We start from the raw sequence: 26,279 nt of genomic DNA on the forward strand, positions 1-26,279 counted from the left end.
CGACTGGAGAAACACCCATGCGCCGCTGGATGATGCTGCCGCCCCTCGCCGTCGCGCTCACCGCGTGCGTGACCATCAACGTGTATTTCCCGGCCGCCGAGGCGCGTGAGGCGGCGAAGCAGTTCGTCGAGAAGGTGATCAACGATCCGAACGCGAAGACGGTGGAGCCAGTGAAGCCCGGTGGTGGAAGCGCGTCGATCCAGGCGCCGTGGTCCGAGCGCGTCGCCTCCCAGCTCGCGCGCGTCGACCTCGCGTCGGTCATGGGCATCGGCAGCGCGTACGCGCAGTCGCAGCCCAACTTCAAGATCCAGACGCCGGCCATCCAGGCCATCCAGGCGCGCATGGAGCAGCGCTTCGACAGCCAGCTGCGCGCGGCGTTCGACGCGGGTGCGCTCGGCTTCACGGCCGACGGCATGGTCACCGTGCGCGACGCGGCCAAGCTCGCGCTCAAGGATCGCGTCGCGGTGAACCAGGCCGTCGCGGACGAGAATCGCGACCGCGCCGCCGTGTATCGCGAGATCGCCGTTGCCAACGGGCACGCGGAGTGGGAATCGCGCATCCGTGAGGAGTTCGCGCGGCAATGGATCGACAGCGCGCACGGCGGCTGGTGGTACCAGTCCGGCGCGGCCTGGAAGCAGAAGTAACCCGTTTTCGAGAGGCGCCCCGGGGCGCCGAACGGCGGCCCGCTTCGGCGGGCCGTCGCCTTTTGCGGACCCGGTTCAGGGCGCGGCGGGCGTTTCTGGGACAATTCGCGGCTGTCTTCCCGTTGCTTACGCCGTGGCCCGTCTCGATCTCACCCCGTTTTCCGTCGACATCACCGACCTCACGCATGACGGCCGCGGCGTCGCGCGCCTGCCCGACGGCAAGGCCGTCTTCGTCGCCGGCGCGCTGCCGGGCGAAAAGGTCGTCGCCGTCCGCACCGGCAAACACCGCACGTTCGACGAGGCGCGCACGGTCGAAGTGATCGACGCCGCTAGCGAGCGCGTTGCACCACGCTGCGCTCATTTCGGCACCTGCGCCGGCTGCGCGTTGCAGCACTACGACGAAGCGAAGCAGATCGTCGCCAAGCAGCGCGTGCTGATGGAAAACCTCGAACGCATCGGCCACGTCACACCCAAATCCGTGCTCGAACCGCTGACGCACGATGCCTGGGGCTATCGCCGCAAGGGACGTTTCTCGGTGCGCCGCGTCGAGAAGAAGGACAAGACGCTGGTCGGCTTCCGCGAAACCGATCCGCGCTTCGTCGCGGACATCGCCGAATGCCACACGGTGATTCCGTCGATCGGCTCGAAGATCGGCGCGCTGTCCGCGCTCATCGACGGCATGGACGGGCGCCGCGACATCCCACAGATCGAATTCATCGCCGGCGACGACGCCATCGCGCTGACGTTTCGCCACCTCGCACCGCTTAGCGAAGGCGACCGCGCGAAGCTCGCCGCGTTCGGACGCGAACAGGGTTTCTCGATCTACCTGCAGCCGGGCGGTCTGGAAACGGTGCATCCGCTGGAAGCCGACGAGCCGAAGCTCGCGTTCCGCCTGGACGAGTGGAACGTCGAGCTGGTGTTCCGGCCGCTGGATTTCATCCAGGTCAACGCCGGTCTCAACCACCGCATGATCCAGCGCACGATCGAACTGCTCGACCCGCAGCCGGACGAGCGCGTGCTCGACCTGTTCGCCGGGCTTGGCAACTTCACGTTGCCGCTTTCGCGCTATGCGCGCGAAGTGGTGGGTGTGGAAGGTGACGCGGGCCTGGTGCGTCGCGCACGCGAGAACATCACGCACAACGACATCAGCAACGTCGAATTCCACGCCGCGGATCTCGCGAAGGATCTTTCCGGCGAACCGTGGATGCGCGAGTCGTTCGACAAGCTCCTGCTCGACCCGCCACGTTCCGGCGCGGACTTCGTCCTCGCGCATCTGCCGTTGAAGCAGTTCAAGCGGATTGTCTATGTCAGCTGCCACCCGGCTTCGCTTGCACGCGATGCGGGCTTTCTCGTCAAAGAGAAGGGCTGGACGTTGAAGGCTGCAGGTGTGATGGACATGTTCCCGCACACGGCGCATGTCGAGTCGATTGCCGTGTTCGAGAAGAAGTAGTCGTTCCGCTGGCGAACCGCGCAGCGTTCGGCGACGTAGTGCGGTCAAGGGCTTTGCTTTCGCTTCGACAGCCAGACCAACCGTAAAGACCCCGAAGCGGCGGCCGACACGATGTCGGCCGTCGCCACCCGAGGCAGGATGCCGAGTGTGGCGATCGAGATGATCTGGCCGATCGCGGGCTGTAGATCCGTCGGGGAAAAGCGCTTTCTTTTGGTTACTTTTCTTTGCACGAGCAAAGAAAAGTGACTCGGCCGCGACAGCGGACGAAACGCCTTTGCCTTCGATCGCGACGTTCTTCAGAAGCAACATCAACAGCCTTTCGGACGCTGACGCGCCCGAGGTACTTTTCTTTGTTGGCGCAAAGAAAAGTACCCAAAAGAAAGCGCCTTCCCCGACGAATCTACAGCCGGCGACCGGCCGCCCTTCTGCGATCGCCACACTCGCCATCGATGGCTCGGGTGGCGACGGCGCGCTTCCTGCGCGCCGCCCCTTCGGGGTCTTCACGATTCCCTCGGCTGTTGCGGCTGTCAGAAGCGGCAAGCGCGGTCCCGCCATCGCCTGCAGGGTGCATCCGCTGGTTACCGGCATCGGCGCAGCGAAACCGATAGAAGGCGTAACGTGTGCGCCGCATCCGTCACCGGCGATCGCCATGCCCCTCGAAATCGAACGCAAATTCCTCGTGACCTCCGACGCCTGGCGCGCCCAAGCGTCGAAGCGTGTCGAGATGGCACAGGCCTACCTCAACGACCTCGCCACGCTCGACGCCGGCGCGATGAACGTTTCGGTGCGCGTCCGCATCCAGGGCACCGAAGCGTTCCTCAACATGAAGTCCCGCGAGCTCGGCACCACGCGGCAGGAGTTCGACTATCGAATCCCCGTCGACGACGCGCGGGCGCTGCTGAAACTGTCGGTCGGCGGGAAGATCGAAAAGGTGCGGCATTACGTCGAGTTCGGCGGCCGCACCTTCGAGGTCGACGAGTTCCTCGGCGACAACGTCGGCCTCGTCGTCGCCGAACTCGAGCTGGATGACGCCGATGCCGCCTACGAGCGGCCGGAGTGGCTGGGCGAGGAAGTCACCGACCAGCCGCGCTACTACAACCTCGCGCTCGCCAGCCGGCCGTATTCGGCTTGGTAGGCCCGCCGCTGCGCGTCGACGCCGTCCGGGGCACAATGCCGGCCCGAATCGAAAACCGGAGTGTTGCGACATGCTCGTAATCGGCGTGGCCGGCACCGAACTCACCGCGCAGGAACGCGACTGGCTGCAGCACGATGCCTGCGGCGGCGTGATCCTCTTCAGCCGCAACTTCGCATCCAAGCAGCAGGTCGCCGAGCTCAGCCAGGCGATCCGCGAAGCGGCGCCGCGGCCGCAGTTGGTCTGCGTCGACCAGGAAGGCGGGCGCGTGCAGCGTTTCCGCGACGGCTACTCCGCGTTTCCGCCGCTGGAGAAGTTCGACGCGCTGTACCGTCGCGATCCCGAAGGCGCGACCAAGCTCGCGACCGAGCATGCGTGGCTGATGGCCAGCGAAGTGCGCGCGACCGGCGTCGACCTCAGCTTCGCGCCCGTCGTCGACCTCGGTCGCGGCAATCGCGCGATCGGTGACCGCGCGTTCTCCGCCGACCCCCAGGTCGTCGCCGAGTTCACCCGCGCCTATGTCGAAGGCATGCACGCCGCCGACATGGCCGCCACGCTCAAGCATTTCCCCGGCCACGGCTCGGTGCTGGAAGACACGCATTTCGACGATGCGGTCGATCCGCGTCCGCTCGAGGAGATCCGCGCGCTCGACCTCGTTCCGTTCGTTGCGGGCATCGATGCCGGTGCCGACGCGGTGATGATGGCGCACGTCAAATATCCGGCCGTCGATCCCGATCCGGCCGGTTATTCGAAGCGCTGGATCGAAGGCATCCTGCGCAAGGAAATGGGTTTCCGTGGCGTCGTGTTTTCGGACGACATCGGCATGGCGGCGGCGTTCTCCGCGGGTGGGATCAAGGCGCGTATCGATGCGCATCTGGACGCCGGCTGCGACGTCGTGCTGGTCTGCCATCCGGAACTCGTGCCCGAATCGCTCGCGGCGGTCGAAGGTCGCAAGCTCAATACCGCGTCGATGGCGTCGCTGATCGGACGCGGCCCGTTCGGCTGGCGCGAGCTGCTGGCGGACGATCGCTACGGCACGACCAAGCAGCGCATCGAAGGCCTCGCCTGACATGGCGCGCGACCTCGCCTGGGCGCTGGCCAACAGCGACGTCATCCACGATCGCGACACGCTCGAACAGGCGATCGCGCGCATGGCGCAACCGATCGCGCGCGACTTCGCCGGCGGCGTGCCGGTCTACCTCACGGTGATGCATGGCGGCCTGCCGTTCGCGGGCCGGCTGGCGATGGAAGTCGGCGCGCTCGGCGTCGATTTCGAGTTCGACTACCTGCACGCAACGCGCTATCGCGGCGCCACCAGCGGCGGTGATCTGACGTGGAAGCATCGTCCCGCGACGCCGCTTGCCGGCCGTCGCGTGCTGCTCGCGGACGACATCCTCGACGAGGGCCACACGCTGCGCGCGATCGCGCAGTGGTGCCGCGAGGAAGGCGCGGTCGACATCCGCATCGCGGCGCTTGCAGTGAAGCGCCACGACCGCTGCGTCGAAGGCGTGCGTGCGGATTACTTCGGTGTCGACGTGCCGGATCGGTACGTCTTCGGCTACGGCATGGATTTCCAGGAGCAGGGCCGCAACCTGCCGGCGGTCCACGCGCTGACCGACGAGGCGCTGAAAGCGCTCTGACGCCGCACCGCTTCGCATCACGACTTCGCACGGACACGACATGAGCGACATCGCACTCGCCGTCATCGGCGGCACCGGGCTGTACCGACTCGCCGAACTGCACGATGTCGAATCGCACGAGCCCGATACGCGCTTCGGTCGCGCGTCCGGGCCGGTGCGCGTTGGCACGATGGCCGGGCATCGCATCGCGTTCCTCGCCCGCCACGGCGAAGGTCATTCGGTACCGCCGCACCTCGTCAACTACCGCGCGAACCTTGCGGCGCTGCAGGCGCTCGGCGCAAAGCGCGTGCTCGCGCTCAACACGGTGGGCGGGATCACCGAGCGTTTTGGTCCGCGTGTGCTCGCGTGCCCGGATCAGGTCATCGATTACACCTGGGGTCGCATTTCGACGATCTGCGAAGAGCCCGGAACCGAGGTGCTGCACGTCGACTTCGGCGAACCGTACACGCCGTCGCTGCGTAACGCCGTGCTCGCCGCCGCGCAGGACGCAGGCGTGCCGCTGGTCGACGGCGGTTGCTATGGCGCGACGCAAGGCCCGCGACTGGAAACGCGTGCGGAGATCGCGCGCATGCGTCGCGACGGCTGCGACCTAGTCGGCATGACCGGCATGCCCGAAGCCGGGCTCGCGCGCGAAATGGAACTCGAGTACGCGTGTCTGGCGATCATCGCGAACTGGGCGGCGGGCGCGGGGCCGCAGGTCGATGAAGTGATCACGCTGCAGGACGTGCTCGACAACGTCGCCGCGGCGTCCGCGCACCTGCCCGCACTGCTCGGCGCGCTGCTCGACCGCACGTCAGGCGATACCCGCTAGGACGATTGTCAACCGGCTGCGGCGTTTGCATACTCGGCCGCGCGGCTGCGACCCATACGGGCCACCGCGGCGCGCCTACGCTCACAGCATGAGGTCATCAAGGATATGCAGTACGGCACCGTGAAATGGTTCAACGATGCGAAGGGATTCGGTTTCATTTCGCCCGAAGACGGAACTGCGGATGTGTTCGTGCACTACTCGGCGATCAGCTCCAAGGGTTTTCGTAGTCTCAAGGAAGGGCAGCGCGTGTCTTACGAGGTCAGTCAGGGCCCGAAGGGCATGCAGGCATCGGGCGTCGTTCCGGCCTGACGGTTTGCTGCATACCGTGTCCCGAGGCCCCGCTCCGGCGGGGCCTTTTTATTGCCCCCGCGACGCGGTTCGTCGCGCGGACTTCTTCACTCACGCGGCGCTGCGGTGCCCGGGTATATCGACATCGTGAACCCTCGCGCTATCAAGGGGACTCCACCTCCGCGTATGTCCGACGCCACCGCCCCGTCGACGTTCGGTGCACGCGACGCCGCGTGGGGGGCGGCGACGGTTGTTGGCGCCGTGGTGCTGTCGTACGCCGCGGTGGCACTGAGCTGGATCCACGCAACGCAGGTGCCGGCGATCCGCCTCGCGGGTGCGTGGCTGGTCGGCATGCTGCTGCTGCGGCGCGCATCGCCGAGGCTGGCCGCTACCGTGCTGCTCGCCTGCGCGGTCGTGCTCGGCGCGCTGGTCTTCGTGTTCGTGCCGCCGGCGCGCGTGCCGGTGGTGCTCGCGCACAGCATGCTGCGTGTCGCCGAGGCCGCCGTCGCCTACGTGTTGCTGGTGCAGGCCGGTTGCGACCCGCGTGGCCTGCGCCGCGTATCGGACCTCGCGTGGCTGGCTGGCATCGCGGTGGTCGCCGTGCCCGCGGCAACGGGCTTGGTGGCGACGTTGATCCCCGGCGCGCAGGCCGATGCATGGTCGATCTGGCGCGACTGGGCACTCGGCGGCGCATTCGGGATGCTGACGCTGCTGCCGGCGGTGCTCGCGTCGACGCCGGACGAGTGGCGACGCTTCCGCCAGCCGCGTTCGCTCGCTCTGTTCGCACTGCTGGCGGCGCTATCGATCGCGGGCGCGGCCGCGGCGTCGCTGTGGTTGCGGCAGCCCTTGATCGTGCTGCTGCTGCCGTTGCTCGTCGCAGGCCTGCGCCTCGGCATCCTTGGTACAGCACTGCTCGACCTCGTCGCGATCCTTGCGCTGCTCGCCGTGCATCGCTGGTTGCCCGGGGCACGCGAAGGTGCGCTGGCGGGGCTGGGCTTCACCGAACTCGCGGCGTCGGCGGCATTCGGCCTCTTCGCGCCGTTGCTGGTCGCCGTGCAGACCGAGCGCCGGCGCGCCACCGCACGCGAACTGCGCGAGACGGCACATCAGCTGCGCGTGCTGCACGACCACGTGCCCGCAGCGATCGGCCTCATCGATGCGGAGGGCCGCTACCAGCTGATCAATCGCCGCTACGCCGAGTTCCTCGGCCGCGAACCCGCCGCCATGCTCGGGCGGACGCAGCGTGAGGTGCTGGGTGATGCGTACGCCGAGAGCGTCGATGCGCCCGTCAGTCGCGCGCTGGCCGGTGAGCGCGCCACGTTCGAGACGCGCGTCCTCGGCCGCGACCTCGAGATCCACTACGTCCCCAATTTCACCGACGACGGCCGCGAAGGCTTCTTCGTGCTCGCGATCGACGTGAGTGCGCGCGTCAAGGCCGAGCACGCACTGCACGAGGAAAAGGAGCGCATTCGCGTCACGCTGGATTCGATCGGCGACGCCGTCGTCGCCTGCGATACGCAGCTGCGCATCACGCTGCTCAATCCGGTGGCGGAAGAGCTGACAGGCTGGGCGGAAACCGACGCGCTCGGCCGTTCGATCGACGAGGTGATCCGGCTCGTCGATGACGACAGCGGCACTGAAGTCGCATCGCCGATGCGCACCGCGCTATCGGACGATCGCATCGTGTCGTCGCAGTTCGATCGTGCGCTGCTGCGGCGCGATGGCGAACGTTTCGCGGTGGAGGACTCCGCCGCGCCGATCCACGACGGCGATGGCCGCGTGATCGGCGGCGTCATGGTCATCCACGACATCAGCGAAACACGCGCGATGGCACTGCGCATGGCGCACCAGGCGCAGCACGACCACCTCACCGACCTGCCGAACCGCGTGCTGCTGCAGGACCGGCTGGAACACGCCGTCGCCGCCATTCCGCACGGCGGACGCGGCGCGCTGATGTTCGTCGATCTCGACCATTTCAAGACGATCAACGATTCGCTGGGCCACCAGGTCGGCGACGTGGTGCTTCAGGAAGTCGCCAAGCGCCTGCAGTCGACCGTGCGGCCGGAGGACACGGTGAGCCGGCAGGGCGGCGATGAATTCGTCGTGCTGCTCGAACGCCTGCCCGATCCCGAAGGCGCGGCGCGCATCGCCGAACGCATGATCGAGGTGATGCGTCGGCCGGTCGAGGTCGAAGGCCATCGGCTGCATGTGTCGCTGAGCGTCGGTATCGCGCTCTATCCGCAGGACGCCACCGATCGGCGCGGCCTGATGCGACATGCCGACGCCGCGCTGTATCACGCCAAGCATGCCGGTCGCGCGCGGCACAGCTTCTTCGCGCGCAGCATGAGCGAGCGTGTCGAGCGTCGGTTGCGCATGGAACACGACCTGCGCGACGCGCTCGCGCACGGTGGGCTGTTCCTCGTCTACCAGCCGAAAGTGCGGCGGCCCGACGGCACGATCATCGGCATGGAAGCACTGGTGCGCTGGCGTCGCAGCGACGGCACGCTCATCCCGCCGATGGAGTTCATTCCGATCGCGGAAGAGAGCAGCCTGGTCACCGAAGTCGACCGCTGGGTGATGCGCGAAGCCTGCCGACAGGCGCAGCTCTGGCGCGCCGCGGGCCAGCTGCCGGGGCCGGTGTCGGTCAACGTTTCGCTTGCGCGCTTCGACGCGGACCGCCTGCTTGCAACCGTCGCCGACGCATTGCGCGACACGCAGTTGCCCGGCGAACTGCTCGAAGTCGAGTTCACCGAAAGCCAGATGTTCGCCGACCGCGAGCGAGCCGAGCGGCTCATCACCGGCCTGCATGCGCTCGGCGTGCGTATCGCCATCGACGACTTCGGCACGGGTTATTCCAGCCTCGGCTACCTCGCCAACCATCGCTTCGACACGATCAAGATCGATCGCTCGTTCGTGAGCGGACTGCCGGGCGACGCGAAGCAGGGCGCGGTGGTGCAGGCGATCATCGCGATGGCCAACGCGCTGGAAGCGCACGTGGTGGCCGAAGGCGTGGAAACGCTCGCGCAGGCATCGATGCTCGACGCGCACGGTTGCCGCGACGTGCAGGGCTATCTCTACAGTCGCCCGCTGGAAGTGCTCGATTTCGAGACGTTGCTCGCGCTCGGCATCCTGCCCGCCGCCGATGCGGCGTGACGTACGTCAGTCGATGAACTGAAGGCGCGCGAGTTCCGCGTAGAGCCCGCCCTGCGCCATCAGGTCGGCATGCGTGCCTTCCGCGACGATGCGGCCGCCATCCATCACCACGATGCGGTCGGCCTTGAGCACGGTGGCGAGTCGATGCGCGACGACCAGCGTCGTGCGGCCGTCCATCAATTCGTCGAGCGCGGCCTGCACAGCAGCCTCGCTCTGCGCGTCGAGCGCGCTCGTGGCTTCGTCGAGCAGCAGGATCGGCGCGTCGCGTAGTACGGCGCGTGCGATCGCGATGCGTTGCTGCTGGCCGCCAGACAGGCGCGCACCGCGTTCGCCGACGGTCGTATCGAGGCCCTGCGGCAGTGCATGCACGAAGTCCGCCGCGTGCGCGGTTTTGAGCGCGCGTTCAATCGCAGCGTCATCCGCATCGAGGCGACCGTAGCGCACGTTCTCACGCACGCTGGTCGCGAACAGCGTCGGGTGCTGCGCGACAAGCGCAATCGCGCTGCGCAGGGCGGCCGGGTCGACGCTGTCGATCGGCACGCCGTCGATGCGGATCGCGCCGGCGCCGACGTCATGGAAACGCATCAGCAACGAGAACACGGTGCTCTTGCCGGCGCCCGATGGGCCGACCAGCGCGACGGTTTCGCCCGGTCGCACGCGAAGGCTGAAATCGCGCAACACGTCGCGGTCCGGTTCGGCGGGATACGCGAAACCGACGTGATCGAATTCGATGTCGCCGGTGACGGGCGACGGCAGGGCGCGCGGCGATGCGGGAACCGTGACCGTCGGTGTTTCTTCCAGCAGTTCCGCAATGCGACCCATGCCGCCGGTCGCGCGCTGCAGTTCATTCCACACTTCCGCAAGTGCGCCGACGGAGCCGCCGCCGACCACCGCATACAGCAGGAACTGCAACAGTGTGCCGGCCGTCATGCGGTGCGCGAGTACGTCGTGCGCGCCGAGCCACAGCACGGTGACGATCGCACCGAACACCAGCGTGATCGCGACCGCAGTGACCAGCGACTGCGCGCCGATGCGCTTGCGAGCGACACCAACCGCAGCCGTCACGGCGTCGACGAATCGTTGGCGCTCGTACGGCTCGCGCGCATGCGCACGCACCGTCGCGACGGCGCCAAGCGTTTCCGCGGCGATGGAGTTGGCGTCGGCCACACGATCCTGGCTGGTGCGCGCGATCTTCCGCAGACGTCGTGCGCCGATCACGATCGGTGCGACGGCAAGTGGAATGCCGATCAATGCATACGACGCCAGCCGCGGGCTGGTCGCGAACAGCATCACCAGGCTGCCGACCACCGTCACCGCACTGCGCAATGCGATCGACATCGTCGACGCGACGAGGCTGCGCAGCAGTTCGGTATCGGCGCTGAGGCGCGAGACCAGCTCCCCGGAACGCGTGCGGTCGTGGAACGCGGCGTCGAGGCTGAGCAGGTGCGTGTACAGACGATCGCGGAGATCGGCAACCACGCGTTCGCCGAGCAGCGAGACAAAGTAGAAGCGCGCGGCGGTGAACAGTGCGAGCAGCAGCACCACGCCACCCAGCGGGAGGAACGCGACGTTGATCGAATGTGCGGTGCCGTTCGCGAAGCCGTGGTCGATGACGCGACGGAACGCGACGGGCAGCGCGAGCGTGGCCGTGGATGAAATGCCGAGCGCGACCAGCCAGCTGACGAACAGCGGACGATGGCGCTGCACGAAGGGCCACAGCGCGCGCAGGCCGGCGAAGCGCGAAACGGGGGCGGCGCCGGCGGGGGCGTCAGGCATCGGAAGGATTTTCCAGCAGGCGGACCCGATCCCGGGTGGCGTCGCGCAGGTGCGCTTTCAAGGTGTCCGCGCGGTCGGCGGGCAGGCGGATCGCGAGTTCGACGCCGTCGCCGTCGAAATGTTCGTCGATGCGTTCGACGCCCGCGGCCGCCAGCACCGAGTGTACGGCGCCGGTGTCGGCGAACGCGAAGCGCAGCCGCAGCGTGGCGCTTTCGACGCGCTCGATTTTTTCGGCGAGCCGCAGGCATTCGGCAGCGCAGCCGCCGTAAGCGCGTACCAGGCCGCCCGCGCCGAGCTTGATGCCGCCATACCAGCGCGTGACCACCGCCACGACGCCGTCGACTTTTTGTCCGTCGATGGCGGCGAGGATCGGTCGGCCTGCGGTGCCCGAAGGTTCGCCATCGTCGCTGGAGCGGTAGTCCTGGCCGATCCGATACGCCCAGCAGTTGTGCGTGGCTGCGTCGTCGCGAACCTCTGCGAGGAAGGCGAGCGCGGCCGCGGGCGACGTCACCGGCGCGGCATGCGCCATGAACCGGCTGTGCTTGACCTCGAGCGTCGCCGACGCGGGGCCGGCGAGCGTCAGCATCGACGCGTCACGGCGACCAGGGATCGTCGTCGCGCAGCAGCGGACGCAGGTCGGCGGGCACGGCGACGCGCGGGTGCGCGATGACGAAGCGGGCGAGGCTGGCGCGCGCACCGGCGACGTCACCGGCGTCGCGGCGAGCGCGGATACGGATCAGCCAGTCGCGCGTCGGAAGACGGGCGTCGGTGGAGACATCGGGAAGCGGGGCGGCGACGGCTTCGCGTCGTGCGCGCGACGCTGCAGCGGCGGCCTGCGGCATGCCGGCTGCGTCGGCCTCGGGTTTGGCAGACGTCGCCGAGAACGCGCGGGAATCCTGAGCCGGCTGTGGCGCCGGAGGCGGAGGAGGCGGCATCGCCTCGTCGACGAAGTCGTGCACCGATGGATGCGCCGCCGCCTTGCGCGCGGGAGCGGGCGCAGCGGCGACACGAGGCGCGCCACCGCCCGCAACCGGCGACGCCTTGCGCGCAGACGCGGCGGGTGCGGCCTGCGCGGGCGCGTTACCGACCGCTGCGACCGGCGCTTCGCGGCGCGGCACGCTTTCGACCTGCACCACCGTGTCGGACTCGGCACCAGCGCCGTTCGCGTCGCCCGCATGCTCGGCATGCGTCACCAGCGGCGTTGGCAGCTCGAACATCGGACGCAGCTGCCAGGCAAGGCCGACGGCTGCGACCAACACCGCGGCGGCGCCGATCGCGCTCGGCCAGCGACGCGCGCGTCGCGATGTCGGGGACACGGATCGCGACGGCGTGGCCGCACGCGCGGCCGAAAGGATGCTCGCGTCCAGCGCAGCCGATGGCCCGGACGCGGCGTCGAGCCGGGCCAGGCGCGCGGCGAGGTCGCGTTCCTCGGCGGACAGCGCGTCGTGGTCGGGCTCGGGCGGTCGGGCGGTCATGTCGAGAGTCTCGTGCGCAGCTTGTCCATCGCGTATCGAAGGCGCGACTTCACGGTCTCGCGGCCGGCACCGGTGATCTCCCCGATCTCCTCGAGGGTGAGCTCCTGCTCGAGCCTGAGCAGCACGACTTCGCGCTGTTCGGGCGGCAGCTCGTCCAGCGCCATGCGAAGGCGACGGCGCTGCTCGAAATCACTCAACGTCCGTTCGGGCGATTCGGGGTCCGCCAAAGCCTCGATCCGGGGTTCGGCGTCGGCCGGCGCAGCGGGGCGGTGCTTGGCCGCGCGCCAGTGATCACCGAGCCGATTGTGGGCGATCCGGTAGAGCCACGTGCTGAATGCCGCGTCCGGGCGCCAGCTGTCGCGGGCCGCGATGACGCGCTGCCAGACGTCCTGGAAGATCTCGTCGGTGGTGGCCGCATCGCGCAGCTGGCGGAGCACGAACCGGTAGAGCGGGCCCTTGTGGCGGCCGTAGAGCTCCTCGAACGCGCGCACGTCGCCGGCGCACCAGGCGCGCATCAGCTCGTCGTCGGTGGCCGCAGGCGCGCCATTCATCGGCGGCAGCGTACGGGGGCGGCCGGTTGCGGTACAGCCCGGCGTGCGGCCGCCCCTTTGGGCAAGGCCCTTCAAAGCGCGCTGCGATCACGTATTCTCGTCCGGGCCCGCCCCGCGGGCGGGAACCGGCAGCCGGCTGAAAGGCCGACCCGGAGCGTGGGTCGGGCGCAGGCCCGGCATGGCGACAGGGGGAGTCGGCGTTGCGGAAACCCGATCCAACGGACAATGGGATGCGTCGCGCCCGACGGCGTGAGCTCGTTGCTGCGTTGGAAGCGGGATTGCCAAACGACGCAGCGGTTGCAGCCGGTTGGCGCGAACGCGAAGGCGTCACCGTCTACACGTCCGACGATGCCGACGACACGCTCGCCGAGGTCGTCCGCAATTCACTTCTTGGTGCGACGCCGATCGATGTCGCCGACGGCTGCGTAATCGAACGCTGGCCGTTGCCCGGCGGTCGTCATGGCGCGGTCGCCGCGCGCGTACACGGCGGGCTCGACGCCGACGTGCGCATGACCTGGTCGGAGATGTCGCGCGCGCTGATCGCCGCGTATCTCGATGCCGACCGCGTGCAACGTCGCGCGGACTCGCTTGAAAAATCCGAGCGCCTGCAGCAGGCGCTGTACGAGATCGCCGACCTCGCGGGCTCCGGCCTCGAACTGTCCGCGATGCTGCGGATGATCCATCACGTGATCGGCGGCCTGATGTACGCCGCCAACTTCTACATCGTGCTGTACGACGACGCGCTCGACACCGTGCGCTTCGTCTACTTCGCCGATGAGCGCGACGACTACGTCGCGGAGCCCGACCGCGAGATTCCCGCGTCGGAAATGCCGAACAGCCTGACGCTCGCGCTGCTGCGACGTGGCGAGCCGGTGCGTGGCGCATCCGATGCGGTACGCGATCAGCTCGGTGTTGTGCGCGACCCGACGCACGGCCCCGACAGCGAAGACTGGCTCGGCGTGCCGATGCGTCGCGACGATCGCGTCTGTGGCGCAATTGTTGTGCAGAGCTACGACCGCGCCGGTGTGTATGGCGAGGAAGAACGCGCGCTGCTCGCCTTCGTCGCGCAGCACATCCTGACCGCGCTCGAACGCCATCTCGCGCGGCAGGATCTCGAGCATCGCGTCCGCGAGCGCACGCATGCGCTGGAGCGGCTCAACAACGATATGCAGGCGGAGATCGAGGAACGCCAGCGCGCCGAACAGTTGCAGAGTGCGCTGTTCCGCATCGCCGAGCTGTCGATGAGCGCGCCGTCGCTGGACGATTTCTATCGCGAAGTACACGCGATCGTCGGCGAGCTGCTGTACGCGCGCAATTTCTACATCGCGATGATTTCCGAGGACGGAGAACGCCTCGAATTCCCGTATTCCATCGACGAACGCGACGGCCGCCGCGTCGCGCGCCCGCTCGGCTTCGGCCTCACCGAATACGTGCTGACGCGCCGCAAGCCGTTGCTGGTCGAACGCGCGGACATCGAAACGCTGACTCACGAAGGCGAGCTGATCAGCCGCGGTGCGCTGGCCTGCTGCTGGCTCGGTGTGCCCCTGTGGCGCGACGACCAAGTCGTCGGCGTGATCGCGGTGCAGAGCTATTCGCACACCATCACGTTCAGTCGTCGCGACCAGGAGCTGCTGACGTTCGTCGCGCATCACATCGGCATCGGCCTGGAGCGCAAGCGTTCGCAGGACGCGCTGATGCACGCGCACACCGAGCTGGAAGAACGCGTCGAAGCGCGTACCCGCGAACTCGCGCGTGCCAACCGCGAGCTGGTGTCGCAGATCGGCGAGCGCCTGCGGGCCGAGCAGCGGCTCACGCACCAGGCGCGGCACGATTCGCTCACCGGCCTGCCGAACCGCACGCATCTTGTCGACGCGCTGAGCGAATCGATCGAGCTGACGCACGCGCATCCGCATTCGGTGTTCGCGGTGCTCTACCTCGACCTCGACCGCTTCAAGCTGGTCAACGACAGCGCCGGCCATTCCGCGGGCGACGAATTGCTGATGGAAGCGGCGCGGCGCATCGCCGCCTGCGTGCGTCCGGGCGATGTCGTCGCGCGACTGGGCGGTGACGAGTTCGCGGTGCTCGTGCACCAGCTCGACAGCGTGGCCAGCGTCGAGCGCCTCGCAAGTCGCATCCTCGAAACACTCGGCCAGCCGTGGTGGGTGGCGGGTCGCGAAGTCTTTCCGTCGGCGAGCATCGGCATCGCGCTCTGGCATCAGCGTTATCGCAGCGGCAGCGAACTGCTGCGCGACGCCGACGCCGCGATGTATCGCGCGAAGGCTGCAGGTCGCGGTCGCTGGGCAACGTTCGACGAGGCTATGCGCGAGGAAGCGATGCGCATCCTCGACCTCGAAGCCGACCTGCGCCGCGCGATCAATGGCGACGGTTTCGTTGCGTTCTACCAGCCGATCGTCCGGCTTTCCGATCGCAGCATCATCGGCCACGAAGCGCTGCTGCGCTGGAGCCATTCGAGCAGTGGCCTGTTGACGCCGGCATCGTTCATCGGCGTCGGCGAGAACAGCTCGCTGATCGAAGAAGTCGACTGGCTGGTGTACGCGCAGGTCGCCGACCGCATCGCACATACCGACGGCGGCTACATCTCGGTCAACGTGTCCCCGCGCCACTTCCGTGACAGCGCATTTGCGGACAGGCTTCTGCGCATGATGGACAAGGCGAAGGCGGACCCGCGCCGCCTGCGCATCGAGATCACCGAGGTCGCGCTGCTCGACGAAGCACCGCGCGTGATGAATATGCTCAATCATCTGCGCGGACACGGCGTGCTCGCGCAGCTGGACGACTTCGGCACCGGTTTCTCGGCGCTGTCGTACCTCCACCGTTTCCCGATCGAATGCCTCAAGATCGACCAGAGCTTCATCGCCGGCCTCGGCAGCGAGACGCGCGTGGAAAGCGAAGCGGTGGTGCGTGCAATCCAGGCGCTTGCGGGATCGCTTGGCATCCACACGGTGGCGGAAGGCATCGAGAACCTGCACCAGCAGCGCGTGGTGCGCGAGCTGGGCTGCACGCTCGGTCAGGGCTATCTGTATGGCCGTCCGCTGCCGGAACTCGTGCACGAGATCGACGCGGTCGCCAGCCTCGTCGGCTGACGGCCGATATGGTTACTGCGTCGGCGGATCCTTGATGACGAGCAGCCGCACTTCCGTCATTTCGTCGATGGTCGAACGCACGCCTTCGCGGCCGACACCGGAATCCTTGACGCCGCCGTAGGGCATGTTGTCGACGCGCACGCTCGGCACGTCGCCCACGACAACGCCGCCGACCTCGAGCCGATCCCAGGCCTTCATCGCGTGATCGACCCTCGCGGTGAACACGCCGCACTGCAGGCCGTAGTGCGAGTCGTTGGCGCGATCTAGCGCGGCGTCGAAGGTGTCGATGGTTTCCACGACCGCAACCGGGCCGAATGCTTCCTCGCGATAGAGCTTCGCATCGTGCGCGACGTCGGCGAGCAGCCACGGCGCGACCATCGTGCCATCGCGGCGGCCTTCCGTGAGCACGCGTGCGCCGCCGGCGCGCGCGGCATCGATCCATTCGGTGAGGCGCGTAGCGGATGCATCGTCGATCACCGGACCGATGTCGGTGGACTCGTCGTGCGGATCGCCGCAACGCAGTGCGCGCACGGCATCGGCAAGCGCCGTCGACAGGCGGTCGGCGATGGCACGGTGCGCGATGATCCGCTGCACGCTGATGCAGCTCTGCCCGCTCTGGTAATACGCGCCGAATACGAGGCGTTTGACGAGGTGGTCGAACGGCACGCCTGGGTCTTCGTCAACGATGCAGGCCGCATTGCCGCCGAGTTCCAGCGCAACCTTCTTACGGCCGGCGCGCGCACGCAGGTCCCAGCCGATAGGACCGCCAGTGAAGCTCAGGAATGCGATGCGCGGATCGTCGACCAGTGGCGCGGACGCGGCGGTGTCGCAGACGAGGACAGACCAGGCTTCGCGCGGCAGATCGGTTTCCGCGAGTATTTCGCCCAGCACGCGTGCGCCCAGCGGCGTGCGTTCCGACGGCTTGAGCACGAACGGGCAGCCCGCCGCGATCGCCGGTGCGACCTTGTGCGCGACGAGGTTGAGCGGGAAGTTGAACGGAGTGATCAGGCTGCACGCGCCGATCGGAACGCGTCGCGTCATGCCGCGGAAGCCGCGTGCGCGCGGCGACACCTGCATCTCCAGCACGTCGCCACCGATGCGCGTGGCTTCGCCAGCGGCGATGCGGAACGTGTCGATCAGGCGGTCGACCTCGCCGCGCGAATCGCGGATCGGCTTGCCGGCTTCGGTGCAGAGCAGGTCGGCGAGTTCCTCGCGACGCTCGGTGAATCGCTGCACGCAATGCTCGAGTACGTCGCGACGCGCGTCCGGTGGGAAGGCCGCCATCGCCGCACGCGCACCGTGCGCCGAAGCGATCGCCTGCTCGACTTGCGCAGCGCTCGCACGCGCGACCTGCGCGGCGACCTTGCCGCTGTATTTGTCGGTGACGTCGAGCCAGTCGTCCGTGGTGATGGGCTGGCCGGCGATGTAGATCGGAAGGCGCGGAGCAGACATGGCGGCACCGGTCGGTCGCGGAGCGCCGATGATGCACCTGTCGTTGTTGGATAGCGTCAAGCCGCGGGCGTCATTCCCGAGCGGTGCGCGATTCGACGCGCAAGCCGAGTTCGCCGTCGCGCACGCGTGCGGTGACCGCATCGCCGGCGGCGACATCGGCAACGTGGCGGACGATCGTCCCATCCGTTCGTCGAAGGATGCTGTAACCGCGCGCAACCGTCGCGAGCGGGCTCACCGCTTCCAGTGAGCGCGCAATGCCGCGCAGGCGCATCGCTTCGTGCGAAAGGCGGCGTGCAATCGCGGCCTGCGGCCGATTCGCGACCGCGGCCATGCGTTCGCGCAACCGCGTAAGGCGGCGCTCCGGATGCCGCGCACGCAGGATCGCATCCGCATGGCGCAACCGCGCATGCTCGCGCTCGAGACGACGCTTCCACGCGACGTCGAGGCGACGGAATGCTTCAGCCTGTCGACGACAGAGCATCTGCACGTACGCCTGCGGTCGCAGCGAATTGAGTTTGAGTGCCGCGCGATCGGTGCGCTGCATGGCATCGCGCAGGATCTGCGCTTGCCGCGCATGCAGGCGACGCTGCAAGGCATCGACACGACGCGCGAGATCGTCGCGATTGGGTACCAGCAATTCCGCGGCGACCGATGGCGTCGGCGCGCGTCGGTCGGACGCGAACTCGGCCAGGCAGAAGTCGGTTTCATGGCCGACCGCACAGATCACCGGCACCTGGCTGGCGGCCACGGCGCGCGCGACGATCTCCTCGTTGAACGACCACAGGTCTTCGAGCGATCCGCCGCCGCGCGTCAGCATCAGCACGTCGTAGCGGCCGCTCGCGCCCGCACGCTGCAGCATCTCGACGATCTGCGGCGCAGAGCCCGTGCCCTGCACCTGCACCGGAAGCACGTCGACCTCGACCAGCGGAAAGCGTCGCGCGAGCACGCTCAGCACGTCGCGGATCGCCGCGCCGCTGGGCGAGGTCACCACGCCGATGCGCGCCGGGAAGGCGGGCAGGGGACGCTTGCGGTCGGGGTCGAACAGACCCTCGGCCGCGAGCCGCGCCTTCATCTCGTCGAACGCGCGACGCAGCGCGCCTTCGCCCGCTTCCTCCATGTGGTCGAGCACCAGCTGGTACTCGCCGCGCGCTTCGTACAGCGTCAGCCGGCCGCGACCAAGCACGTGCAGGCCCTCGCGCGGCTGGAAACGCAGCCACGAGCTCTTGGGCTTGAACATGGCGCAGCGGATCTGCGCGCGCGCGTCCTTGATCGTGAAGTAGAGATGGCCCGACGCCGGCTTCGACACGTTGCCCAGCTCGCCTTCGATCCACACCGAGCCGAACGTGGTCTCGAGCATGTCTCGCGCCAGCGTGTTGAGCTGGCTGGGGGTGAAGACGTCGCGCGGGGCCGGGGTCGCGTCGTCGGCCGGGGCGTCACGCCACATCCGGCTCTCCCGGCTGCCAGTCGATCTGCAGCGGCTGCTCGGCGCGGGCCATGCGCTGAAGGTGCTCGGCGACGACGTCCTGCATCCGCGCGAGCCGCTCGGCGTCCTCAGCCTCGACACGCACGTCCAGTTGCCCGTCGCGGGCGTTCAGGGTCGCGGCGGTCGACGCATCGAACGGCACGCGGCCGTGCGTTTCGTCGAATTCGACCGCGAACTTGTGGCGCCAGTGGGTGCAGAGCCGCTTGATCAGGCGGCTGGCTTCCTCGGTGGCGATTCGGGCGTGGGCGGCGGGCATGGGCACCTCGTGCGAGCCGCAAGGATAGGTCGGGCGGGCGTGAGGGCAAGGCATGTGACACACCGTTCAAGCTGCCAGTGGGCGGCGACTTACAATTGCGGCATGAGCCTGACGCCCGCCCCGCACGATTCCTCCGCCTTCGGTCCCCAGCCGCGACGCGTCACGCGCGACGTCGTGATCGGCGGCGTGCACGTCGGGGGCGGGGCGCCGGTGGTCGTGCAGTCGATGACGAACACCGACACGTCGGACATCGCGTCGACGACCAAGCAGGTCGCCGAACTGTGGCGCGCGGGATCCGAGCTCGTGCGCATCACGGTGAACACCGCCGAGGCCGCCGCCGCCGTGCCGCGCATCCGCGAGCGGCTCGACATGATGGGCGTCGGCGTGCCGCTGATCGGCGACTTCCACTACAACGGCCATCAGCTGCTCGCGGGCGAGCCGGCGTGTGCCGAAGCGCTCGCGAAGTACCGCATCAATCCAGGCAACGTCGGCTTCGGCAAGAAGCGCGACACGCAGTTCGCGCAGCTCATCGAGTTCGCGATCCGCTACGGCAAGCCGGTGCGCATTGGCGCGAACTGGGGCTCGCTCGACCAGTCGCTCGCCGCCGTGCTGATGGACGAGAACGCACAACGCGCTGATCCCTGGGATGCCGGCCGCGTGCTGCGCGAAGCGCTGATCCGCAGCGCGCTCGACTCGGCCGCACGCGCCGAAGAACTGGGCCTGCCGCGCGAACGCATCGTGCTGAGCGCGAAGGTCAGCGGCGTGCAGGAACTCATCGCCGTGTATCGCGAACTCGCGACGCGCGGCGATTACGCGTTGCACCTCGGCCTGACCGAAGCCGGCATCGGTAGCAAGGGCATCGTCGCGTCGAGCGCGGCGCTCGCCGTGCTGCTGCAGGAAGGCATCGGCGACACCATCCGCATTTCGCTGACGCCGGAGCCGGGCCAGTCGCGCACGAACGAAGTCATCGTCGCGCAGGAACTGCTGCAGACGATGGGACTGCGTGCGTTCACGCCGATGGTGACCGCATGCCCCGGCTGCGGGCGCACGACCAGCACGTTCTTCCAGGAACTCGCGCAGAAGGTGCAGTCGCATGTTCGCGACAAGATGCCCGAGTGGAAGATCACGCATCCGGGCGCGGAGAACCTCACGCTCGCGGTGATGGGCTGCGTGGTGAACGGCCCGGGCGAATCGCGCCACGCGAACATCGGTATCTCGCTGCCGGGTACGGGCGAGGCGCCGTCCGCACCGGTTTTCGAGGACGGCGAAAAGACCGTCACGCTCCGCGGTGATCGCATCGCCGACGATTTCGTCGACCTGATCGATCGATACGTGGAGCGTCGTTATGGAGTCACCGCCGAAGGCTGAGGCGCCGCGTCCTGCCGCAGCCGTGGCCGAACAGGCCGAGGTCGGCAAGAAGGTTGTCCAGCGCCACGGGCTGCGCCTCGCGCTCGTGTTCGCCTGCGTCGCGCTGCCCCTGTGGGGCTTCGGCGAATTGGCCGAGGATCTCGCGGCCGGCCAGCCGTTCTTCTTCGACGTGCCGATCCTCGAAGGGCTGCATGCGATGTCGAGCCAGGCAGCGGACCGCGTGTTCCTCGCGCTGTCGGCCGTCGGCTATTCCGGCGGCGTCGTGCCGTTCGACATCGCGCTCGTACTGTTCCTCGCGTTCCGTCGCCATTCGCGCAGCGCGACCTTCGCCGCCATCGCGCTCGGCGGCTCCGCGCTGTTGAACGTCGCGGCCAAGCACGTGTTCGCGCGTGCGCGTCCGTCGCTGTGGATCCCCATCGCGCCGGAAGCGACGTACAGCTTCCCCAGCGGACATGCGATGGGTTCGGCGACGCTCGCCTGCGTGCTGGCCTGCCTCGTCTGGGACACGCGCTGGCGGTGGCCGGTGGTCGTGCTCGGCACGTTGTTCGCGATCGGTGTCGGCGTGTCGCGCGTGTATCTCGGCGTGCATTACCCGTCAGACGTACTCGCCGGTTGGTCGGCCGCGATCGCCTGGACCCTGGGGGTGCGGTTCATCGCGTTTCGGCGGGGGTTGCTGACGGGAACGACGAAGGTCTGACTATTCCTGCGGATGCGCCGCCTCGACCGGCGCCGTCGTCGCAGCCCGCCGCGCGAGCTGTGCTTCGCGACGTGCGATGTAGGCGTTCGCGCCGAAGATGATCAGCGCGCCGATGACGGTGTAGCGATCGAGCTTCTCGCCGAACAGGAAGTACGCGGCGACGCTGACCACGGGCAGCTGCATGAAGCTGATCGGCGTCAACGCGGAGACGTCCCCGATCTTCAATGCGCGCGCCCACAGCAGTTGCCCTCCGGTGCCAAATAGGCCGGTGAGGACGAGCCAGACCCACACGTCGGGCGCGGGCCACACCCAGACGAACAACGCGGGGATCAGCGACAGCGGCACCCAGAACACGTAGGTGTAGAAGACGATTGTGTCGGGCGAATCGATGCGGGAGAGCTGCTTGATCTGGATCGCGACCACCGCGCTCAGGACCGCGGCGGCGAGCGCGATCAGCGACGCATGCGTAAACCCGCTGGTGCCGGGGCGCACGATCACCATGACGCCGATGAAACCGAGGATGACAGCGGTCCAGCGGCGTCGTCGCACCACTTCGCCGAGCCAGATCACCGCGGCGATCGTGACGAACAAGGGTGTCGAATAGGAAAGCGAAATCGCCTGCGACAGCGGCAGGTGGCCGATCGCCCAGAACGAGCAGAGCATCGAACCGATGCCGATCGCGCTGCGCACGAGGTATTTAGGCAGCTGACGCGTCCGCATCGATGCGCCGCTTCGAAGCAGCAGCGGCATCAGCGCGATCAGGCCGAAGCTGTTGCGCCAGAACGCGATCTCGAATGCCGGCAGCGTGCGCGACGCATAGCGGATCGTGATCGCCATCAGACCGAAGAACAGCGTGCTCACCAACATGAGCAGCGCGGCGCGCATGACCGGCGTGGTGCGGGGGGAGGACGTCATGGGCGGCAAGGATGGCCGATACACTGCGCGCGATCGCGACGGTGCATCACGTTGTGGGACTTGGGCGCGTCGAAAGGCACGGGCCAGGGTGGCAGCGCTTCAACGACGCGGGCCGCACGTAGCGTCACTCGGCCCAGCTGCCGCCGATCAATCTCGGTTCCGGCTCGAGCGCAATGCCGTAGCGGTCGCGCACCGTCGATGCCACATGCCGTGCGACACGCAACAGATCCGCGCCGCTGGCACCGCCATGATTCACCAGCACCAGGGCGTGGCCCGGCGACACACCCGCGTCACCATCGCGATAACCGCGCAGTCCGGCACTGTCGATCAGCCAGGCGGCGGACAACTTGCGCAGCCCGTCACCCGCCGCGAAAGCCGGCAGCTGCGGATGCTCGGCGAGCAGCGTGTCGGCGACATCCGCGGACACGATCGGGTTCTTGAAGAAGCTGCCCGCATTGCCGACGATCGCCGGGTCCGGCAGCTTGCGACGGCGAATCGCGATGACCGCCTCGGCCACATCGCGCGCTGTCGGCGAGTTGACACCGCGCTCCGCAAGTTCGTCCGCGATGCCGGCATAGCTGAGGTTCGGCGCGCCGCCGCCGCGCAGCCGGAACTCGACCGCCGTGACGATGTATCGCGACGGCTCGTGCTTGAACACGCTGTCGCGATAGGCGAAGCCGCATTCCTCGTTCGACAGCCGCACGTGCCGGCCGGTCGCCGGTTCGAATGCATGCACCGCGTCGATCAGCTCGCGGACTTCGACGCCGTACGCGCCGATGTTCTGGATGGGCGCGGCGCCCGCGGTGCCTGGAATCAGCGCGAGATTCTCGAGGCCCGTGAGGCCGTCGTCGAGCGTGCGCATGACGAGTTGGTGCCAGCCGAAGCCTGCGTCGACTTTGATGCGGACGGTCGTGCCGTCGTCGTCGATCAGGCGGATGCGCGTGCCGGTAAGCCGCAGCACGGGCTCGCTCGGTGCGCCGACGAACAGCACGTTGCTGCCACCGCCGAGCACCAGCGGCGTCGTGCCGGACAAAGGAATGTCTGCGAAGACGTCCGCGAGGCGCGAGGCGTCGTCGACTTCGACGAGCCAAGGCGCGCGTGCGTCGACGCCGAAGGTATTGAGCTTGCGCAGATCAGCGTCGCGCGTGATGCGCACGCCGGGGATCGGATCGGTCATGTCGGCGGCATGTGCCCGCGGCTCGGCGCTTCCTTGCGGCGGCGGATCGCGGCGACGCATTCGCGCACGAGGATCGGCCCGCGATAGATGAAGCCCGTGTAGCACTGCACCAGGCTCGCGCCCGCCGCCATCTTTGCGACTGCGTCGGCGCCGGACAGAATGCCGCCCACGCCCATCAGCGGGATCGACTCGGGCATACGCGTTCGAAGCCGACGCAGCACGTAGGTCGCCTGCGGCATCAGCGGCGCACCCGACAGACCACCGGTCTGCTCCGCATGCGGCGAGTCCTCGACGCCTTCGCGCGAGATCGTCGTATTGGTCGCGATCACACCGTCGACCTGCAAGTCCGCCAACACGCGCGCCGCCGCTTCGATGTCGTCGTCCGAAAGATCCGGCGCAACTTTCACCAGCATCGGCACGCGTTTTCCGTGTTTCGCGCCGAGGCGCTCCTGCTCATCGCGCAGCGTGCCGATCAGGCGTCGCAGCTGTTGTTCTTCCTGCAGCTCGCGCAGGCCGGCGGTATTCGGCGACGAGATGTTGATGGTGATGTAGTCGGCGAGCGGATAGACGCGTTCGAGGCAGTGCAGGTAATCGTCCTGCGCGGACTCGTTGGGCGTGTCCTTGTTCTTGCCGATGTTGATGCCGAGGATGCCGCGACGACTGCGCAGTGCCTCGACGTTACGCACCAGCGCGTCGACGCCGAGGTTGTTGAAGCCGAGGCGATTGACGATGCCGCGATGCTGCGGCAAGCGGAACATACGCGGCTTCGGATTGCCCGCCTGCGGACGCGGCGTCACCGTGCCAACTTCGACGAAACCGAACCCCAGCCCGAACAATGCGTCGATGTGCTCGCCGTTCTTGTCGAGGCCCGCCGCGAGTCCGACCGGGTTCGGGAAGTCGAGACCGAACACGTTGACCGGGTAGGGCGACTGCTCGGGACGTCGCGCGACGAGGCCGAGCAGCCCCGCCTGTTCCAGCGCGTCGAGCCCGCGCAGCCCGATGCCATGCGCGGTCTCGGCGTCGAGCCGGAACAGCAGGGGACGCAGCAGGCCGTACATCAGTGCGCGAAGTGGGCCAGCATGGCGAGCAGGCCGCCGAAGAACACGAGCGCGATGATCACGCCGACGATCAGTACGACGAGATGCAGGTAGCCGAGCACGAGGCCCGCGACCGCCATCCCGTCACCGCCGAGCGCGCCGCGCGCGGCACGAATATCGCGCCGCGCCATATGCCCGCAGATCACCGCGCCGAAGCCGCCCAGCACCGGTATCAGCACCCACGACAGCAGGCCGAGCACCAGGCTCGCGACCGCGAGTTGGCTGGACGGCGCATTGATCGACTGCGAGCTCATGCGATGGCCTCAGAGGTCGAACTTGATGCCCTGCGCGAGCGGCATGGAGTCGGAGTAGTTGTTGATCGTATTCGTCTGGCGGCGCATGTACGCCTTCCACGCGTCCGAACCCGACTCGCGACCGCCGCCGGTTTCCTTCTCGCCACCGAACGCGCCGCCGATTTCCGCACCGGACGTGCCGATGTTGACGTTCGCGATGCCGCAGTCCGAACCCCATGCCGACAGGAACTGCTCGGCGGCCTTGAGGTTGGTGGTGAAGATCGACGACGACAGGCCCTGCGGCACGGCGTTCTGCAGTTCGATCGCTTCATCCAGTGTGGAGTACTTCATGACGTACAGGATCGGCGCGAACGTCTCGTGCTGGACGATCGCCGCGTCATTCGTCAGGCCGGTGACGATCGCCGGCAGCACGAAGTTGCCGGGACGATCGAGCGCGGCGCCACCCGTTGCAATGGTGCCGCCAGCGGCCTTCGCCGCGGCGATCGCGTCGAGGTAGGCCTGCACGCCGTCGCGCGAATTCAGCGGGCCCATCAGGTTCGACGGATCGGTCGGGTCGCCGATCTTGGTCTCGAGCTGCTTGTACGCGGTGACGAGCTTGGCCAACACGTCGTCATAGATCGACTCGTGGACGAACAGGCGGCGCGTTGTGGTGCAGCGCTGGCCCGCGGTGCCGACGGCCCCGAAGACGATCGCGGGAATCGCGAGCTTCAGCTCGGCGGTCGGGTCGACGATGATCGCGTTGTTGCCGCCGAGTTCCAGCAGCGAACGGCCCATGCGGCGCGCGACGCGCTCGCCGACCATGCGGCCGACCTTGGTCGAACCGGTGAAGCTGATCAGCGCGACGCGCGAATCGTCGACGAACTGCTGCGCGAGGTCCGAGCCGGCGTCGTTGAACAGGAAGAAGATGTCCGGGAAGCCGCCGGCCTTCAGCGCGTCGTTGCAGATCTTCATGGACGCGATCGCTGAAAGCGGCGTCTTCGGCGACGGCTTCCAGATCGAGATGTCGCCGCAGACGGCCGCGACGAACGCGTTCCACGCCCACACCGCGACCGGGAAGTTGAATGCCGAGATGATTCCGACGATGCCGATCGGATGCCACTGCTCGTACATGCGGTGGCCCGGGCGTTCGGAGTGCATGGTCAGGCCGTAGAGCTGGCGCGACAGGCCGACGGAGAAGTCGCCGATGTCGATCATCTCCTGCACTTCGCCGTCGCCTTCGGCCTTCGACTTGCCCATCTCCAGCGCGACCAGCGTGCCGAGCGCGTCCTTGTTCGCGCGCAGCGCGTCGGAGCACAGACGGATCGCTTCGCCACGACGCGGCGCCGGCACCGTGCGCCACACCTTGAACGCCGCCTGCGCACGCTCGACGATGGTGTCGTAGTCGTCCTGCGAGGACGCCTGCACGCGCGCGAGCACGTTGCCGTCGGCGGGGCTGACGGACTCGAGCACGCCGGCGTCGCGCGTGGTCGACCACTCGCCGCTGCCGATGTACGTGCCGGATTCGAGCTCGGTCAGGCCGAGGGCGGTGAGGACGGGATGGGTCATCGTGGTGCTCC

The 26,279-nt window shown here is 68.1% G+C and carries 23 protein-coding genes; 11 read left to right on the top strand and 12 right to left on the bottom strand.

From position 1 onward, the window contains the following. Positions 1 to 17 precede the first annotated feature (17 nt). The 8 genes from ACVWWW_RS06150 (at position 18) to ACVWWW_RS06185 (ending at position 9,118) form a co-directional block, all read left to right on the top strand. Positions 18 to 644, top strand: coding sequence for a DUF1318 domain-containing protein (locus ACVWWW_RS06150; RefSeq protein ID WP_027082635.1), 627 nt, complete (start codon positions 18 to 20; stop codon positions 642 to 644). A 133-nt stretch (positions 645 to 777) separates the two neighbouring features. After that, positions 778 to 2,094 carry a 23S rRNA (uracil(1939)-C(5))-methyltransferase RlmD gene (gene rlmD / locus ACVWWW_RS06155; RefSeq protein ID WP_027082636.1) on the top strand — a complete coding sequence of 439 codons (1,317 nt, stop codon included), beginning with the start codon at positions 778 to 780 and terminating at the stop codon, positions 2,092 to 2,094. A gap of 649 nt (positions 2,095 to 2,743) precedes the next feature. Then, positions 2,744 to 3,229: a CYTH domain-containing protein gene (locus tag ACVWWW_RS06160; RefSeq protein ID WP_027082637.1), complete on the top strand. Its 486-nt coding sequence runs from the start codon at positions 2,744 to 2,746 to the stop codon at positions 3,227 to 3,229. Between the two features lie 70 nt (positions 3,230 to 3,299). Further along, positions 3,300 to 4,295: a beta-N-acetylhexosaminidase gene (gene nagZ, locus ACVWWW_RS06165; protein ID WP_027082638.1), complete on the top strand. Its 996-nt coding sequence runs from the start codon at positions 3,300 to 3,302 to the stop codon at positions 4,293 to 4,295. Position 4,296: 1 nt separating this feature from the next. After that, positions 4,297 to 4,866, top strand: coding sequence for a hypoxanthine-guanine phosphoribosyltransferase (locus ACVWWW_RS06170; protein WP_027082639.1), 570 nt, complete (start codon positions 4,297 to 4,299; stop codon positions 4,864 to 4,866). A gap of 40 nt (positions 4,867 to 4,906) precedes the next feature. Continuing rightward, positions 4,907 to 5,677, top strand: a complete 771-nt coding sequence (locus ACVWWW_RS06175) for an S-methyl-5'-thioinosine phosphorylase (RefSeq protein ID WP_027082640.1) — start codon at positions 4,907 to 4,909, stop codon at positions 5,675 to 5,677. Between the two features lie 105 nt (positions 5,678 to 5,782). Beyond that, positions 5,783 to 5,986 (top strand): cold-shock protein, encoded by a 204-nt coding sequence (locus ACVWWW_RS06180; RefSeq protein ID WP_027082641.1) that lies wholly within the window; start codon positions 5,783 to 5,785, stop codon positions 5,984 to 5,986. Between the two features lie 165 nt (positions 5,987 to 6,151). After that, positions 6,152 to 9,118 carry an EAL domain-containing protein gene (locus ACVWWW_RS06185; RefSeq protein WP_051234989.1) on the top strand — a complete coding sequence of 989 codons (2,967 nt, stop codon included), beginning with the start codon at positions 6,152 to 6,154 and terminating at the stop codon, positions 9,116 to 9,118. A 6-nt stretch (positions 9,119 to 9,124) separates the two neighbouring features. Here the strand turns inward: ACVWWW_RS06185 and ACVWWW_RS06190 are convergent, their stop codons facing one another. Genes ACVWWW_RS06190 through ACVWWW_RS06205 form a run of 4 tightly spaced genes read right to left on the bottom strand, consistent with a single transcriptional unit; the run spans position 9,125 to position 12,920 of the window. Next, the gene (locus tag ACVWWW_RS06190; RefSeq protein WP_027082642.1) at positions 9,125 to 10,894 is read right to left on the bottom strand and encodes an ABC transporter transmembrane domain-containing protein; all 1,770 of its coding nucleotides are present in this window, start codon (positions 10,892 to 10,894) and stop codon (positions 9,125 to 9,127) included. Then, on the bottom strand, positions 10,887 to 11,480 hold the full coding sequence (locus ACVWWW_RS06195) for an IMPACT family protein (RefSeq protein WP_027082643.1): 594 nt from the start codon (positions 11,478 to 11,480) through the stop codon (positions 10,887 to 10,889). The genes ACVWWW_RS06190 and ACVWWW_RS06195 overlap by 8 nt, the downstream gene beginning before the upstream one ends. A 7-nt stretch (positions 11,481 to 11,487) precedes the next feature. Then, the gene (locus ACVWWW_RS06200) at positions 11,488 to 12,369 is read right to left on the bottom strand and encodes a hypothetical protein (RefSeq protein ID WP_027082644.1); all 882 of its coding nucleotides are present in this window, start codon (positions 12,367 to 12,369) and stop codon (positions 11,488 to 11,490) included. Continuing rightward, positions 12,366 to 12,920: an RNA polymerase sigma factor gene (locus ACVWWW_RS06205; protein ID WP_027082645.1), complete on the bottom strand. Its 555-nt coding sequence runs from the start codon at positions 12,918 to 12,920 to the stop codon at positions 12,366 to 12,368. The genes ACVWWW_RS06200 and ACVWWW_RS06205 overlap by 4 nt, the downstream gene beginning before the upstream one ends. 230 nt (positions 12,921 to 13,150) lie before the next feature. Between ACVWWW_RS06205 and ACVWWW_RS06210 the strand changes: the two genes are divergently transcribed. Further along, positions 13,151 to 16,024, top strand: a complete 2,874-nt coding sequence (locus ACVWWW_RS06210) for a GGDEF domain-containing protein (RefSeq protein ID WP_051234991.1) — start codon at positions 13,151 to 13,153, stop codon at positions 16,022 to 16,024. A 12-nt stretch (positions 16,025 to 16,036) separates the two neighbouring features. On the opposite strand, the gene ACVWWW_RS06215 is transcribed toward ACVWWW_RS06210, so the two are convergent. The 3 genes from ACVWWW_RS06215 to ACVWWW_RS06225 form a co-directional block, all read right to left on the bottom strand. Then, the gene (locus ACVWWW_RS06215) at positions 16,037 to 17,476 is read right to left on the bottom strand and encodes an aldehyde dehydrogenase family protein (RefSeq protein ID WP_027082646.1); all 1,440 of its coding nucleotides are present in this window, start codon (positions 17,474 to 17,476) and stop codon (positions 16,037 to 16,039) included. Positions 17,477 to 17,546: 70 nt separating this feature from the next. Continuing rightward, the gene (gene xseA / locus ACVWWW_RS06220; protein ID WP_051234993.1) at positions 17,547 to 18,920 is read right to left on the bottom strand and encodes an exodeoxyribonuclease VII large subunit; all 1,374 of its coding nucleotides are present in this window, start codon (positions 18,918 to 18,920) and stop codon (positions 17,547 to 17,549) included. Further along, positions 18,910 to 19,215 carry a DUF2218 domain-containing protein gene (locus ACVWWW_RS06225; protein WP_027082647.1) on the bottom strand — a complete coding sequence of 102 codons (306 nt, stop codon included), beginning with the start codon at positions 19,213 to 19,215 and terminating at the stop codon, positions 18,910 to 18,912. Before ACVWWW_RS06225 ends, xseA begins: the two co-directional genes overlap by 11 nt. A gap of 102 nt (positions 19,216 to 19,317) precedes the next feature. Here ACVWWW_RS06225 and ispG point away from each other — a divergent pair, with 102 nt between their 5' ends. Continuing rightward, a complete protein-coding gene (gene ispG, locus ACVWWW_RS06230) occupies positions 19,318 to 20,583 on the top strand; it encodes a flavodoxin-dependent (E)-4-hydroxy-3-methylbut-2-enyl-diphosphate synthase (RefSeq protein ID WP_027082648.1) in 1,266 nt (421 codons plus the stop codon). Beyond that, entirely contained in the window at positions 20,561 to 21,280 is a 720-nt protein-coding gene (locus tag ACVWWW_RS06235) for a phosphatase PAP2 family protein (RefSeq protein WP_051234995.1), read from the top strand. Before ispG ends, ACVWWW_RS06235 begins: the two co-directional genes overlap by 23 nt. Here the strand turns inward: ACVWWW_RS06235 and ACVWWW_RS06240 are convergent, their stop codons facing one another. From ACVWWW_RS06240 to amaB, 5 genes are all read right to left on the bottom strand, one after another. Then, on the bottom strand, positions 21,281 to 22,195 hold the full coding sequence (locus tag ACVWWW_RS06240) for a DMT family transporter (protein ID WP_027082650.1): 915 nt from the start codon (positions 22,193 to 22,195) through the stop codon (positions 21,281 to 21,283). It abuts the gene before it with no gap. A gap of 124 nt (positions 22,196 to 22,319) precedes the next feature. After that, on the bottom strand, positions 22,320 to 23,372 hold the full coding sequence (gene murB, locus ACVWWW_RS06245) for a UDP-N-acetylmuramate dehydrogenase (RefSeq protein ID WP_027082651.1): 1,053 nt from the start codon (positions 23,370 to 23,372) through the stop codon (positions 22,320 to 22,322). Continuing rightward, complete coding sequence (locus ACVWWW_RS06250; RefSeq protein ID WP_027082652.1) at positions 23,369 to 24,430, bottom strand: quinone-dependent dihydroorotate dehydrogenase; 1,062 nt, start codon at positions 24,428 to 24,430, stop codon at positions 23,369 to 23,371. The genes murB and ACVWWW_RS06250 overlap by 4 nt, the downstream gene beginning before the upstream one ends. Then, the gene (locus tag ACVWWW_RS06255; protein ID WP_027082653.1) at positions 24,430 to 24,723 is read right to left on the bottom strand and encodes a DUF4190 domain-containing protein; all 294 of its coding nucleotides are present in this window, start codon (positions 24,721 to 24,723) and stop codon (positions 24,430 to 24,432) included. Before ACVWWW_RS06255 ends, ACVWWW_RS06250 begins: the two co-directional genes overlap by 1 nt. A 9-nt stretch (positions 24,724 to 24,732) precedes the next feature. Continuing rightward, complete coding sequence (gene amaB, locus ACVWWW_RS06260; RefSeq protein ID WP_456998656.1) at positions 24,733 to 26,268, bottom strand: L-piperidine-6-carboxylate dehydrogenase; 1,536 nt, start codon at positions 26,266 to 26,268, stop codon at positions 24,733 to 24,735. Positions 26,269 to 26,279: the final 11 nt, after the last annotated feature.

This window comes from Lysobacter sp. HA18, assembly GCF_054057595.1.